At 66.3% G+C, this 12,393-nt stretch carries 15 protein-coding genes; 9 read left to right on the top strand and 6 right to left on the bottom strand.

The window, feature by feature from the left end; translation table 11 throughout:
- Positions 1–35: 35 nt before the first annotated feature.
- Complete coding sequence (gene msrB / locus GRI55_RS12745) at positions 36–467, bottom strand: peptide-methionine (R)-S-oxide reductase MsrB (RefSeq protein ID WP_228135215.1); 432 nt, start codon at positions 465–467, stop codon at positions 36–38.
- Positions 468–637: 170 nt separating this feature from the next.
- Between msrB and rpsT the strand changes: the two genes are divergently transcribed.
- The 4 genes from rpsT (at position 638) to GRI55_RS12725 (ending at position 4,117) form a co-directional block, all read left to right on the top strand.
- On the top strand, positions 638–898 hold the full coding sequence (gene rpsT, locus GRI55_RS12740; protein ID WP_050599739.1) for a 30S ribosomal protein S20: 261 nt from the start codon (positions 638–640) through the stop codon (positions 896–898).
- Between the two features lie 451 nt (positions 899–1,349).
- Entirely contained in the window at positions 1,350–2,810 is a 1,461-nt protein-coding gene (dnaA, locus tag GRI55_RS12735; protein WP_050599740.1) for a chromosomal replication initiator protein DnaA, read from the top strand.
- A 105-nt stretch (positions 2,811–2,915) separates the two neighbouring features.
- Positions 2,916–3,347 (top strand): DUF983 domain-containing protein, encoded by a 432-nt coding sequence (locus tag GRI55_RS12730; protein ID WP_160767426.1) that lies wholly within the window; start codon positions 2,916–2,918, stop codon positions 3,345–3,347.
- Complete coding sequence (locus tag GRI55_RS12725; RefSeq protein WP_202392504.1) at positions 3,344–4,117, top strand: HesA/MoeB/ThiF family protein; 774 nt, start codon at positions 3,344–3,346, stop codon at positions 4,115–4,117. The genes GRI55_RS12730 and GRI55_RS12725 overlap by 4 nt, the downstream gene beginning before the upstream one ends.
- Here GRI55_RS12725 and GRI55_RS12720 read toward each other — a convergent pair.
- On the bottom strand, positions 4,106–4,807 hold the full coding sequence (locus GRI55_RS12720) for an NAD-dependent deacylase (RefSeq protein ID WP_063505627.1): 702 nt from the start codon (positions 4,805–4,807) through the stop codon (positions 4,106–4,108). The two genes, GRI55_RS12725 and GRI55_RS12720, sit on opposite strands and share 12 nt — an antisense overlap.
- A gap of 71 nt (positions 4,808–4,878) precedes the next feature.
- Between GRI55_RS12720 and dapB the strand changes: the two genes are divergently transcribed.
- Genes dapB through nth form a run of 3 tightly spaced genes read left to right on the top strand, consistent with a single transcriptional unit; the run spans position 4,879 to position 7,073 of the window.
- Positions 4,879–5,607, top strand: coding sequence for a 4-hydroxy-tetrahydrodipicolinate reductase (gene dapB / locus GRI55_RS12715; RefSeq protein ID WP_160767425.1), 729 nt, complete (start codon positions 4,879–4,881; stop codon positions 5,605–5,607).
- A gap of 4 nt (positions 5,608–5,611) precedes the next feature.
- Entirely contained in the window at positions 5,612–6,409 is a 798-nt protein-coding gene (locus tag GRI55_RS12710; protein ID WP_160767424.1) for an ion transporter, read from the top strand.
- 13 nt (positions 6,410–6,422) lie between these two features.
- Complete coding sequence (gene nth, locus GRI55_RS12705) at positions 6,423–7,073, top strand: endonuclease III (RefSeq protein ID WP_063505625.1); 651 nt, start codon at positions 6,423–6,425, stop codon at positions 7,071–7,073.
- Between the two features lie 49 nt (positions 7,074–7,122).
- Here the strand turns inward: nth and GRI55_RS12700 are convergent, their stop codons facing one another.
- Complete coding sequence (locus GRI55_RS12700) at positions 7,123–8,361, bottom strand: dicarboxylate/amino acid:cation symporter (RefSeq protein ID WP_063512812.1); 1,239 nt, start codon at positions 8,359–8,361, stop codon at positions 7,123–7,125.
- Between the two features lie 119 nt (positions 8,362–8,480).
- Positions 8,481–9,623, bottom strand: coding sequence for a succinyl-diaminopimelate desuccinylase (gene dapE, locus GRI55_RS12695; protein WP_160767423.1), 1,143 nt, complete (start codon positions 9,621–9,623; stop codon positions 8,481–8,483).
- Between the two features lie 29 nt (positions 9,624–9,652).
- Between dapE and GRI55_RS12690 the strand changes: the two genes are divergently transcribed.
- Entirely contained in the window at positions 9,653–10,120 is a 468-nt protein-coding gene (locus GRI55_RS12690; RefSeq protein WP_160767422.1) for a cupin domain-containing protein, read from the top strand.
- Here the strand turns inward: GRI55_RS12690 and GRI55_RS12685 are convergent.
- Both GRI55_RS12685 and GRI55_RS12680 read right to left on the bottom strand, forming a co-directional pair.
- Positions 10,117–11,007 (bottom strand): S1/P1 nuclease, encoded by an 891-nt coding sequence (locus GRI55_RS12685; protein ID WP_160767421.1) that lies wholly within the window; start codon positions 11,005–11,007, stop codon positions 10,117–10,119. The genes GRI55_RS12690 and GRI55_RS12685 overlap by 4 nt on opposite strands.
- A complete protein-coding gene (locus GRI55_RS12680; protein WP_050599750.1) occupies positions 10,974–11,636 on the bottom strand; it encodes a glutathione S-transferase family protein in 663 nt (220 codons plus the stop codon). The genes GRI55_RS12685 and GRI55_RS12680 overlap by 34 nt, the downstream gene beginning before the upstream one ends.
- Before the next feature lie 214 nt (positions 11,637–11,850).
- On the opposite strand from GRI55_RS12680, the gene GRI55_RS12675 reads away from it, so the two are divergent.
- Positions 11,851–12,270 (top strand): VOC family protein, encoded by a 420-nt coding sequence (locus GRI55_RS12675; RefSeq protein WP_160767420.1) that lies wholly within the window; start codon positions 11,851–11,853, stop codon positions 12,268–12,270.
- The last annotated feature ends 123 nt before the right edge of the window (positions 12,271–12,393 follow it).

Raw genomic sequence — 12,393 nt, 5'->3', positions numbered from 1 at the left:
AGAGCTAACCGCATGTGAACGGCAGGCGGCGGCGCTTAATCCTCGGGCTCGAAATCGAGCGCGGCGGAATTGATGCAATAGCGCATGCCCCCGCGATCGCGCGGACCGTCGGGGAAGACATGGCCGAGGTGCCCGCCGCAATTGGCGCAGGTGACTTCGGTTCGCACCATGCCATGCGAGGTATCGCGGTGCTCGTTCACCGCCTCGCCCTCGGCCGGGGCAGTAAAGGCGGGCCAGCCGCAGCCGCTGTTGTACTTGTCGTCGCTTTCGAACAGCTTCTGTCCGCATCCGGCGCAGTAATATTCGCCTTCATCGTAATGCTTGTCGTACTTGCCGGTGAAGGCGCGTTCGGTGCCTGCCTGGCGCAGCACCTGATATTGTTCGGGGCTCAGTTTCTCCCGCCATTCGGCATCGGTGAGTTCTTGCTGGTCGGGCAATGCCTTGTCCTTTCGAGTGAGGTATCCCATATAGGGCCAACCGGAGCCGATGCACGCGGTTCCGCGAATGGTCGACGATTTGCTTGACGATTCGCAGGGGCGCCGCTAAGTGCGCCGCTTTCCGGCGGCCCGTGCCGCCTTTCCGTACGCAATACAGAGATTTTCCGCCGCGCATGCCGTGCGGCCTGACGAGGACAGACATGGCCAATACGCCGCAAGCCAAAAAGCGCATCCGTCGCAACGAAAAGCGCGCCGAAATCAACGGTGCCCGCATGAGCCGCATCCGCAACTTCCTCAAGAAGGTGGAAACCGCGATCGAAGGCGGCGACAAGGACAGCGCGCAGACCGCGCTCCGCAACGCCCAGCCGGAACTGGCGCGCGGTGTTGCCCGCGGCGTGCTTCACAAGAACACGGCGTCGCGCAAGATGAGCCGTCTGAGCAAGCGCGTTTCCGCGCTCTGATCTCCGACCGCCGGCTTTCGCAGCCGGCTGCAAGCGAGTCATTCGAAGGGGCCGCCGGTGTACCGGCGGCCCTTTTGTCGTATTCCAGTTTCATTCCGATACCGGCCTGTAATGACGCCGTAACATAACCCATGGGAATCCCGCGATTCGCGCTGCCATTTCGGGCTTATCGTAGTAGATTCATCGACTTGAACGGGCCTCTGCGGGGTCCACTTGAGTCAACAAGTATATTTCGTGTTTTTTACAGTTATCCCCCTTGCGACTCATCCGGAGAGCGACCTACACCAAGGCTCTCAGTCGGGGGCGGGACAGCTCCGGCTTTTAAATGATCGATGTGCGAGGGCGACCTCCGGATGAACCGATTCCGGAGCGGGACTGTGCTGTGCCCGGCCTTGCCGATGTAAGAACAACAAACAGGCGGCGGGTCAGCCGACCGGGGGTGATAAGTAGTATGCGAAAGACATCGGACATCGGCGCGCAGAAGGCACAGGACGATTTCATGGCAGACCAGGAAGCCGTAAACCTCGCCGCCGATTGGGCCGACATCAGCCAGGGCCTGCGCAAGGACCTGGGCCACCAGCTGCACAGCCAGTGGATCAAGCCGATCCAGGTGGGCGGGATCGAAAAGGAAACCGGCACGCTCGACCTCTTCCTGCCCACCGAATTCAGCGCCAACTGGGTCAAGGACCGCTTTGCCGACCGCCTGGGCCTGGCATGGAAGATCGCGCGCAGCGAAGTGCGCGACGTCCGCATCCAGGTCCATCCCGGACGCCGCCAGGTAACGGATTTGCGGCTGCATTCTGACGGCCGCCGTCCGGCCAATGACGGGCTCGACACCTCGATGATGGCGATCGGCGCCGACACGCTGGGCGACACCGGTTTCACCAGCTCGGTCGGCCTCGACCCGAGCCTCACCTTTGCCGCCTTTATCACCGGCGAAGCCAATGTGCTGGCGTTCAATGCCGCGCAGCGCATGGGCGCGACCGAGAAGCCGCAGTTCAGCCCGCTCTACCTCAAGGCCGCCACCGGTCAGGGCAAGACGCACCTGCTGCACGCCACCGGCCACGCGTTCCTGCAGGCGCATCCGCGCAGCCGTATCTTCTACTGCAGCGCCGAGCGCTTCATGGTCGAATTCGTCCAGGCGCTGAAGGCCAACCAGATGCTCGAATTCAAGGCGCGCCTGCGCAGCTTCGACCTGTTGCTGGTGGACGACATCCAGTTCATCATCGGCAAGGCCAGCGCGCAGGAAGAACTGCTCTACACGATCGATGCGCTGCTCGCCGAGGGCAAGCGGCTGGTGTTCGCCGCCGACCGCGCCCCGCAGGCGCTGGACGGGGTCGAACCGCGGCTGCTGAGCCGGCTGTCGATGGGTCTGGTCGCCGACATCCAAGCCGCCGATATCGAGCTGCGCAAGAAGATCCTGACCTCCAAGCTGACGCGCTTCGCGCCGCTCGAGGTCCCTGCCGACGTGCTCGACTTCCTCGCGCGGACGATCACGCGCAACATCCGCGAACTGGTTGGCGGGCTCAACAAGCTGATCGCCTACGCCCAGCTCACCGGGCAGGAAGTCTCGCTCCAGCTGGCCGAAGAGCAGCTGACCGATATCCTGTCGGCCAATCGCCGGCGGATCACGATCGACGAGATCCAGCGCACCGTGTGCCAGTTCTACCGCATTGACCGCAGCGAGATGAGCAGCAAGCGCCGCGCGCGCGCCGTGGTCCGACCGCGGCAGGTGGCGATGTATCTGTCGAAGGTGCTCACCCCGCGCAGCTATCCGGAAATCGGACGCAAGTTTGGCGGACGCGATCATTCGACCGTGATCCACGCAGTGCGGCTGATCGAAGACCTGCGCCAGCGCGATGCCGATATGGACGGCGATGTGCGCAGCCTGCTGCGCCAGCTGGAAAGCTGACGCCCCCGCTGCCCTGCAGCGCCTTCCTCAACCGGAGCACAGCTGATCGACAGGTCTGTACACAGACCTGTCGACAGGCACGCCGCGACGCGTCAAAGAGCCTCCATGCCCGATCCCGCCCCCACTGCGCAGCCTGCAGGCATCGACCTGCCGCATTCCTTCGGCGCGGCGCTGCTGCGCGGGGCGCGCTGCCGCTGCCCGCGCTGCGGCGAGGCGCGGCTGTTCCGGCGCTGGCTCAAGCCTTATGACACCTGCCCCGCCTGTACGCTCGATATATCGGGCCAGCGGGCGGACGATTTCCCCGCCTACATCTCCATCTTCGTGACCGGGCACTTGCTGGCGCCGGTGCTGATCGTGCTGGCAAGCGATTTTGCGCTGTCGAGCACGGCGATCCTCGCGATCATCCTGCCGCTGGCGGTGGCCTTCATGCTGCTCACGCTGCAACCCGCGAAGGGCGCAGTGATCGCGCTGCAATGGTGGCATGGCATGCACGGCTTTCGCGCCGAACGCCGCCCCCAGCCCGGCAACGACGCATGAGCCTGTCGCCCGAGCGCCTCGACCGCTTTGCCCGTCACATCGTGCTGCCCGAAATCGGCGGCGCGGGGCAGGTCGCGCTGGCCGGCAAGCACCTCGTGCTGGTGGGCCTCGGCGGGATCGGTTCGCCCGCGCTCCAATATCTCGCCGGGGCGGGAATCGGGAAACTCACGCTGGTCGACGACGACCGGGTGGAGGCGTCGAACCTGCAACGCCAGACATTGTTCAATGCGCGCGATGTCGGCCATGGCAAGGCGGTCATCGCCAAGCGCTGGGTGACCGGCTTCGATCCCGAACTCGACGTGACGATCAGCGACCGCCGGATCACGCGCGACAATGCCCATGAACTGGTGGTCGATGCCGACCTGATTCTCGACGGGACCGACAATTTCGCCACCCGGCTGGCGGTATCCGACGCCTGCGTCGCCGAACGCGTCCCGCTGCTGTCCGCGGCGGTCGGCCGCTTTCAGGGGCAGGTCGGCGCCTTTGCCGGGCACTTGCCGGGCGAGGCCTGTTATCGCTGCTTCGTCGGCGATGCGTTCGATGCGGAAAATTGCGACAGCTGCGCCGAGGACGGCATGCTGGGCGCCATGGCCGGCTGGGTCGCGACATTCGCCGCGCTGCAGGCAGTGCGCACTCTGCTCGACGGCGTCAGCGCATTCGGCGCAACCGATTGGGGGCGGGTCCATTTGCTCGACGGGCTCAAGCCCGGCATGCGCAATTTCACCATTGCGAAGGATCCGGCCTGCGCCGGCTGCGGATCAGCCGCCTAGCACCTCGTCGACCCATTCCGGCACCACCTTGGTTGCCGGCCCCTGACGGGTTTCGTGGAACCAGCGCGAACCCTGGCTTGCTTCGAGGTTGAGCTCGAGCGTGCGGACGCGCCGCTGGCGCGCTTCCTCGACGAAACCGGCCGCGGGATAGACCGCGCCCGACGTGCCGATCGACACGAACAGGTCCGCCCGCCGCAGCGCCGAATATATCCGCCCCATTTCATAGGGCATCTCGCCGAACCAGACGACATCGGGGCGCAGGCTGCGCGCATCGCAGGCCGGGCAGGCCGGGCGATCGATCAGCGGCCCGGTCCACGGCGTGCGCACGTCGCAGGCTGTGCACCAGGCGTTGAGATGCGTCCCGTGCATGTGGAGCACGCGCCCCGCGCCAGCGCGTTCGTGCAGATCGTCGACATTCTGCGTAACGATCAGCAGCTCGCCGTCCCAGTTCGCGTCCAGCCGCGCCAGCGCCTCATGCGCGGCATTGGGCTGCTTGGTCTGGATCGCCTCGCGCCGCATGTCGTAGAAACGCAGGACCAGTTCGGGATCGCGCGCGAAGCCTTCGGGCGTGGCGACGTCCTCCACCCGGTGCTGTTCCCACAGCCCGCCGGCATCGCGGAAGGTATCGATGCCGCTTTCCGCGGAAATCCCCGCCCCGGTGAGTATCACGATGTTGCGCATGTCGGTCATTTGCCCTCAAGTAGCGATGCAGAAGGGCAAGTCAAAGACCGGCCATGAACCATAACCGAAAGGGAGCAGCAGTGGCACGGATCGGAATTATCGGCAGCGAAGGCGCAATGGGCCAGGCGCTGGCCGGCGTGATTGACGCCAGCGACCACGAATGGGCCGGCGGCATCGACCGCGGCGGCGATGCGGCATCGCTCGCCGACGCCAGCGATGTGCTGGTGGATTTCTCCTCGCCGCAGGCGCTCGACGCCAATCTGCATGCCGCGATCGGCGCCGGCATCCCGCTCGTCATTGGGACCACCGGGCTGGAGGAACGCCATCACGGCGCGATCGACGATGCCGCGCGTGCAGTGGCGGTGCTGCAGACGGGCAACACCTCGCTGGGGGTGACGCTGCTGGCGCATCTGGTCCGCGAGGCGGCCGCACGGCTGGGCCCGGACTGGGATATCGAGATCCTCGAAATGCACCACCGCCGCAAGGTGGACGCACCCAGCGGGACCGCGCTGCTGCTGGGCGAAGCCGCGGCGGCCGGGCGCGGGATTGCGTTGGGCGATCATGCAGTGCGCGGGCGCGACGGGTGCACCGGCGCGCGAGAAGAGGGCACGATCGGCTTCGCGGCATTGCGCGGCGGCACGGTGGCGGGCGAGCACAGCGTCATCCTCGCCGGCAGCGAAGAGCGCATCACGCTGTCGCACAGCGCGGAAAACCGGGCGATCTTCGCGCGCGGCGCGGTGCGCGCGGCGGAATGGATGATCGGCCGCGCCCCCGGCCGCTATGCGATGGATCAGGTGCTGGGGATCTGACCCGGTGACGCTGCGCGCCAGGCTCCACCGGCAGCTCCACATCGGCTCTTGGCCGAACGGCAAGCTGACCGGGCTCAACGTATTCGTCGTGTGGGTCATCCTCGCGGCGCTGCTGGTGGGGATCGTCGCGACCGAACCGGCGATACGCCTGCCCTATCAGGGCGAAATCCTGATCGCGGAATTCATCTTCGGGCTGGTCTTCCTGCTCGAATATGCGGGGCGGATCTTCGCCGCCCCCGAGCGCGAAGGCCCCGGCTCCCCCTGGCAGAAACGCTGGCGCTTCATCTTCTCCCCGATCGGGCTGATCGACCTCGTGGTGGTGGTGGTCAGCCTGGCGCCGTTCTTCGTGGCCAATGCCGCCGTGCTGCGCGTGATCCGCCTGCTGCGGATCGTGTCGATCATGAAGTTCAGCCGCTTTTCCGCCGCCATGCGTGAAATCGGCGCGGCGCTGCGCGAACGCAGCTACGATCTGCTCGTCTGCGCCACGCTGGCGCTGGTCCTCGTGCTGCTGGGCGCTGCCGGCCTCTACTGGGTCGAGGGCGACCTGCAGCCCGAGCAGTTCGGCTCGATCCCGCGCGCGCTGTGGTGGGCGGTGATCACGCTGACCACGGTGGGATATGGCGACGCCTATCCGGTCACCGCGCTTGGCCGGCTGATCGGTTCGGCTGTCGCCATCGGCGGCGTGCTGCTGGTCGCCCTGCCCACCGGAATCGTTGCCGCCGCCTTCAGCGACGCCATGCAACGCCGCCGCGAAGCGATGGCCCGCGCGCTCGAGGAAATGGAAGGCGCAGGCCTGGAATGAGCCGCCAACAGCTATGACCAAAGACCAGATATTCGAGTTTTTCCGCCGACTGGCGGAGGACAATCCCTCACCCGAGACCGAGCTGGAATATGGCAATGCCTACCAGCTGGTGGTGGCCGTGGCGCTGTCGGCGCAGGCAACCGATGTCGGCGTCAACAAGGCCACGCGCGCGCTCTTCGCCGAAGTGGAGACGCCCCGGCAGATGCTCGAACTGGGCGAAGAGGGACTGAAGGAGCACATCAAGACCATCGGCCTGTTCAACTCCAAGGCCAAGAACGTGATCGCGCTGAGCCAATTGCTGGTCGACGAGTATGACGGCGAGGTGCCCGACACGCGCGAGGATCTCGTCCGCCTGCCCGGCGTCGGGCGCAAGACCGCCAATGTCGTGCTCAATTGCTGGTTCGGGCAGGAAACCTTCGCGGTGGACACGCATATCCTGCGCGTCGGCAACCGCACCGGCCTCGCCAAGGGCAAGACGCCCGAGCAGGTCGAGGCCAAGCTGGAAAAGCGCGTGCCGCAGCCCTTCCGGCTGGGGGCGCATCACTGGCTGATCCTGCACGGCCGCTATATCTGCAAGGCGCGCACGCCCGAATGCTGGCGCTGCCCGGTGGTCGATCTGTGCAGCTACCGGAAGAAGGTGCTGGAGAAGCCCAGGGGACGGTAGGTCCAACAGCTTCCCCATCCGGCGCCGCCAGACGGGGCGGATTCTCTATTCAGACATCGTCCGCCGAGATCATCTCGCGCGTGTCGATCTCGCCGGTCATCACCGCCACCGTAGTTGCCACGGCCGCGTCGCCGCTGACATTGGTGGTGGTGCGCATCATGTCCATGATCCGGTCCACGCCGGCGACGAAGGCGATCGTTTCCAGCGGCACGCCGACCGCCCCGAACACCAGCGCCATCATGATCAGGCCCGCGCCGGGGATGCCCGCCGCGCCGACCGCGCCCAGCGTGGCGAGGATCGAGATGAGGAAATAATCGCCCATCGACAGGTCGACGCCGAAGATCTGCGCGCCGAACAGCGTCGCAAGTCCCAGGTACATCGCGGTGCCGTTCATGTTGATCGTCGCCCCCAGCGCGATCACGAAGCTCGCCACCGAGTTCGACACGCCGAGGTTCCGCTCGGCGCAGCGCAGCGTCACCGGCAGCGTCGCGTTCGAACTGGCGGTCGAATAGCTCACCGCCATCGCATCGACGATGCCGCGGAAGAAATCGCGCACCGGCAGCCGGGCGAGGAACTTGATCATGCTGCCATAGATCAGCACGATGATAAGCAGGCAGCCGAGATAGTTGAGGCCGACGAGCTTGGCGAGGCTGACCAAGGCATCGAGCCCCAGCGTGCCCGCCACCCAGGCCATCAGCGCGAAGACGCCGAAGGGGGTCAGCTCCATCACGATCATGGTGACCTTCTGCATGATCACCGCGCCGCTATCGAACACCTTCTGGACGGGAAGGCCTTCTTCCTTGGCCATCAGGATGCCGATGCCGATCAGCAGCGAAAAGACGATCAGCGGCAACACGGCTACGTCCGCCATCACCTGGACCGGGCTTTCGGGCACGATCGAAAGCACCATGTCGACCGCAGTGGTTTCGTTGGGAACCGGAGTCTCCCCCATCTGGATCGCGCTGGTATCCACACCCGCACCCGGCTGGATCAACGTGCCGAGGCCGAGGCCCAGCCAGACCGCGATCTGCCCGGTGACGACGAACAGCAGCAGCGCGCGTCCGCCGACCGCGCCCAGCTTGCGCAGGTCGCCGATCGCGGCGACGCCCGACACGAGGCTGAAGAAGATCAGCGGGACGACCAGCATCTTGATCGCCTTGATGAAGAAATCGCCGATCCACTTGATGCTTTCGGCATCGGGACCCCAGGCCCAGCCGGTGAGCACACCCAGAATGAGCGCAGTGACCACGCGCTGCCACAGTGGAATTTCGAACCACGTCTTCAGCAAATTCCCAACCCCTGTCTACCGTCGTTGCAAGCGGCATGGCCGCGCGCCAATCCATGACGCAGTTCTCGGCGAAAGCAAAGCAAAGTGAACGCCGGACCGCCGCTGCCCGGCGTCCTGGCCTAGGCCTGGCCGGCCAGCACGTCCCGCGCGATGCGCGCGTAAATCCGGCCGAGCGCGGCAAGGTCTTCCACCGCCACCGCCTCATTGGTCTTGTGCATGGTTGCATTGACCAGCCCGAATTCGATCACCGGGCAGACGCTGCGCAGGAACCGCGCATCCGACGTGCCGCCGGTGGTCGAGGGTTCGGGATCGACGCCGGTTTCCGCCTTCACGGCGGCGGCGATCGTATCGCTGAAGGCACCGGGGGGGGTCAGGAACGGCTCGCCGCTGATGATCGGCAGCGCGCTGCCGCCGTGCTTTTCCGCGATTTCGCCGACCTTCTCGGACAGCGTTGCGCCCGAATGAAGATCGTTGAAGCGGATCGAGATCCGCGCCTTGGCGACCGCGGGGATCACATTGTGTGCATCGTTGGGCACGTCGATCTCTGTCACTTCGAGATTGCTCGGCTGGAACCAGTCGGTGCCTTCGTCCAGCACCAGCGCATCGAGGTCGGCGAGCATCGCCACCAGCCTGGGGATCGGATTGTCCGCCAGATGCGGATAGGCGACATGCCCCTGCGTGCCCTGCACTTCGAGCCAGATGTTGACCGAACCGCGCCGCCCGATCTTCATCATGTCGCCCAGCCGGTTGACCGAGGTGGGTTCGCCGACGAGGCAGAGGTCGGGCTGGTGGCCCTGCTCGCGCATGAAATCGATCAGCGCGCGCGTGCCGTGCAGCGCGGGGCCCTCCTCGTCGCCGGTGATGATGAAGCTGATCGTCCCCGCATCGGCAGGCACCTGCGCCGCCGCATCGACCATGCAGGCGATCGCTCCCTTCATGTCGACCGCGCCGCGGCCATAGAGCAGCTCGCCGCGCACCTCGGGTTCGAAGGCCTCGCTGGTCCAGCCGCCACCGGGCGGGACGACGTCGAGATGGCCGGCAAAGGCCAGGTGCCGCGAGGCTTCGGGCCCGCGGCGGATCGCGAAGAGGTTCTCCACCGGCGCCTCGGGCGTGCCCGCGGCGCCTTCTCCGCGGGTGAACCGCGTCACCTCGAAGCCGAGCGGCGCCAGCATCGCTTCCAGCGCATCGAACACCTCCCCCGTGGCGGGAGTGACGCTGGGCGCGGCCATCAGCCGCTTGGCGAGATCGAGAACATCAGTCATGCTGTGTCCGCTAGCAGGAGTGCGCAGCGATGCCCAAGCTCGATCTCGATGCCATCCCCCAGACCAATGCGACGGGCTATCCCGCGCCGTTCGATGCGCCCGTGAGCGGCCGCCGCTACCGCCGCCTCGCCCCGGCCTGCGGGCTCGAGCATCTGCGCGCGAGCCACGTCGTGCTCGAGCCGGGCGCCTGGTCGAGCCAGCGGCACTGGCACACCGATCTCGACGAACTGCTGGTAATGCTCGCAGGCGAAGCGGTGCTGGTCGAGGGCGATGGCGAAACCGCCGTGTGCCCCGGCGACATCCTCGCCTGGCCCGCGGGCGCGGCCAATGGCCACCACCTGCAGAACCGGGGCGAGGAGCCTTGCGTCTTCGTGGTCGCTTCTGCGGGCGATTTCGCCATCGACGGCGGCGAGTATCCCGATATCGACATGCGGTTCAGCCCCGAAGGCTATTTCCGCCGCGATGGCAGCCGCTACGAGACCGAGCGCGTGCCCTAGTCGCGTGCCTCTTCGGGCAGCGGCCCCGGCTCGAAAGCGCGGTCGAGATATTCGGCCATGCGCAACCCCGCCTGCAGCACGCGGCGCCGCGCGATCGGGGCCGAGCGTTCGATCAGTTCCTGCGACAGCGCGGTTTCGCGCGGCAGCTCGCCCTCGCACGGGTCGCAGCCGAAGGTTTCGGGATAGATGAAATCGCGCGAGATCTGCCAGCTTTCGCGGCCCCAGTCGGCGGCCTTGCCCCCAGCCAGTTCGGCGCGTTCGGCCGCGCTGTAGCGCCGCGCGATCGGCGGATTGCCGCTGATCGCGCGTTCGGCCAGCGGCCCGTCCCACACCCAGTGCAGGTTCAGCCCCGGGACGATGCCATAGGCGGCCTCGCGATCGTTGCCGCCGCGGTCGTCGTGATCGCCCGAATGCAGCGGCATGTGGATGTCGCCGATGAAGTGGACGAGGAAGGCGAGCGCTTCAACGCGGACATTGTCGGGCAGGCTCTCGTCCGCGAGGATGCGCTGGTTGCGTTCGACCTGCGCGCTGACGCAGCCGAGGCCCGAGCAGTTCTTGCGCGCGTCATATTCCTCGGTGACCGGCTCGGTCTGGTAGTGCCAGGCGAAAGTGTGGCCCCAGCGCCAGTACTGGCCGCGCAGGCAGTCGGGCCACACGCTTGCATCCTGCAGACTGTCCAGGTCGCACTCTGGCGTGCCCAGCATGGGCGAAGCCTGCAGCAGCCGGGCAATATCCGCGCGCGTCTGCGGGCGCACGTTTTCCAGCGCGATATCGGCGGTCACCGTATGCGCGTAGAAGCCCCAGGCCTGCGCCTGCGCGGGGAGCAGCAGCGCCGCCAGCGCGGCGCATGCGCTCAGCCAATGGTTTCGTATTGTTCGATGACCCATTCTTCGCTTTCCGATGTTTCGATCCACGCCTGCAACCACTCATGCTCCCACACCGCCTGCATATAGGCGGCGGCGAAGCCGGGTACGGCGATCTGATAGCTGATGAAGCGTGACACGACGGGGGCGAAATAGACATCCGCCGCGCCGAAAGTGCCGAACAGGAACGGGCCGCCGCTGCCGAAGCGGCTGCGCGCCTCGGCCCACAGCCCGAGAATGCGCAGGATGTCCTGCCGGCAGGCCTCGCTCGGGGTGAAGCCCTCGAACCGCTTGCGCACATTCATCGGGCATTCGCCGCGCAGCGCATGGTAGGAGGAATGCATTTCCGCGACCATCGAGCGCGCCATGCCGCGCGCGACCGCGTCCTTGGGCCAGAACCGATCGCGCCCGACCTTGTCGGCGAGATATTCGAGGATCGCGAGGCTGTCCCACACCACCGCCTCGTCGTCCCACAGGATCGGCACCTTGCCGTGCGAGGGCTGCGTACCGCCATCCTCGCTCTTGAGCGCATCCCATTGCTTGCCGAACATCGGCACGGTGATTTCCTCGAACGACAGGCCCGACTGCTTGGCCGCGAGCCAGCCGCGCAGGCTCCAGCTCGAGTAATTCTTGTTGCCGATGATCAGCTTCATGTGTGCACCCACCTTGCGTGGGGCGGCGGTAGAGACCCGGCCGGGCACTGTCGAGGCTGAACAGGCAAGGTCGCCCGGCCCCGGTTCGTCATTCCCGCGCAGGCGGGAATCCAGATAACGGCAGCGATGCTCGATGCGGTTTCCATTAGGCGGAAGGTGTGCCAGCAAGACCCCATATCTAGGCCCCTGCCTCCGCAGGGGCGACGGAGTAGACATGTCGCTCAGGCCCTTCCACCTCGCTTTTCCAGTCGACGACCTCGCCGCGGCCCGCGCCTTCTATGGCGAAACGATGGGTTGCCGCGAGGGACGATCGAGCGCCGAATGGGTCGATTTCGATTTCTACGGCCACCAGATCGTCGCGCATCTCGCCCCCGGCGAAGCGGGCGACCGCGCGAACAACCATGTCGACGGGCACGGCGTGCCCGTGCCGCATTTCGGCGTGGTGCTGGCGATGGCGGACTGGCACGCGCTGGCCGACCGGCTCGAGGCCGCGGGCACCGAATTCGCAATACCGCCGACCATCCGCTTCAAGGGGCAGCCAGGCGAACAGGCGACGATGTTCTTCCGCGACCCCAGCGGCAACGCGCTGGAGATGAAGGCCTTCGCCGACGACGCGATGCTGTTTGCGACGTAAGAGATCCAAGCCGACGAATCCAACCGCGGTCATGCGCCCGATCGCAATTCCGGCTGTTTCCCGGCTGAAGACTAGGCAAGGGGTTAAGAACGCTCGGAAACCTTGCGAACAAGGGCAGTACTT

It is taken from the genome of Qipengyuania citrea (assembly GCF_009828015.1).
Lineage (GTDB): Bacteria > Pseudomonadota > Alphaproteobacteria > Sphingomonadales > Sphingomonadaceae > Qipengyuania > Qipengyuania citrea.
This window is presented reverse-complemented; position numbering and strand designations above follow the sequence as displayed.

What these genes read in the sequence shown, in the direction of transcription:
- msrB (WP_228135215.1), bottom strand. Translation starts at nt 467, where the DNA reads ATGGGATACCTCACTCGAAAGGACAAGGCATTGCCCGACCAGCAAGAA.
- rpsT (WP_050599739.1), top strand. Translation starts at nt 638, where the DNA reads ATGGCCAATACGCCGCAAGCCAAAAAGCGCATCCGTCGCAACGAAAAG.
- dnaA (WP_050599740.1), top strand. Translation starts at nt 1,350, where the DNA reads ATGCGAAAGACATCGGACATCGGCGCGCAGAAGGCACAGGACGATTTC.
- GRI55_RS12730 (WP_160767426.1), top strand. Translation starts at nt 2,916, where the DNA reads ATGCCCGATCCCGCCCCCACTGCGCAGCCTGCAGGCATCGACCTGCCG.
- GRI55_RS12725 (WP_202392504.1), top strand. Translation starts at nt 3,344, where the DNA reads ATGAGCCTGTCGCCCGAGCGCCTCGACCGCTTTGCCCGTCACATCGTG.
- GRI55_RS12720 (WP_063505627.1), bottom strand. Translation starts at nt 4,807, where the DNA reads ATGACCGACATGCGCAACATCGTGATACTCACCGGGGCGGGGATTTCC.
- nth (WP_063505625.1), top strand. Translation starts at nt 6,423, where the DNA reads ATGACCAAAGACCAGATATTCGAGTTTTTCCGCCGACTGGCGGAGGAC.
- dapE (WP_160767423.1), bottom strand. Translation starts at nt 9,623, where the DNA reads ATGACTGATGTTCTCGATCTCGCCAAGCGGCTGATGGCCGCGCCCAGC.
- GRI55_RS12690 (WP_160767422.1), top strand. Translation starts at nt 9,653, where the DNA reads ATGCCCAAGCTCGATCTCGATGCCATCCCCCAGACCAATGCGACGGGC.
- GRI55_RS12685 (WP_160767421.1), bottom strand. Translation starts at nt 11,007, where the DNA reads ATGGGTCATCGAACAATACGAAACCATTGGCTGAGCGCATGCGCCGCG.
- GRI55_RS12680 (WP_050599750.1), bottom strand. Translation starts at nt 11,636, where the DNA reads ATGAAGCTGATCATCGGCAACAAGAATTACTCGAGCTGGAGCCTGCGC.
- GRI55_RS12675 (WP_160767420.1), top strand. Translation starts at nt 11,851, where the DNA reads ATGTCGCTCAGGCCCTTCCACCTCGCTTTTCCAGTCGACGACCTCGCC.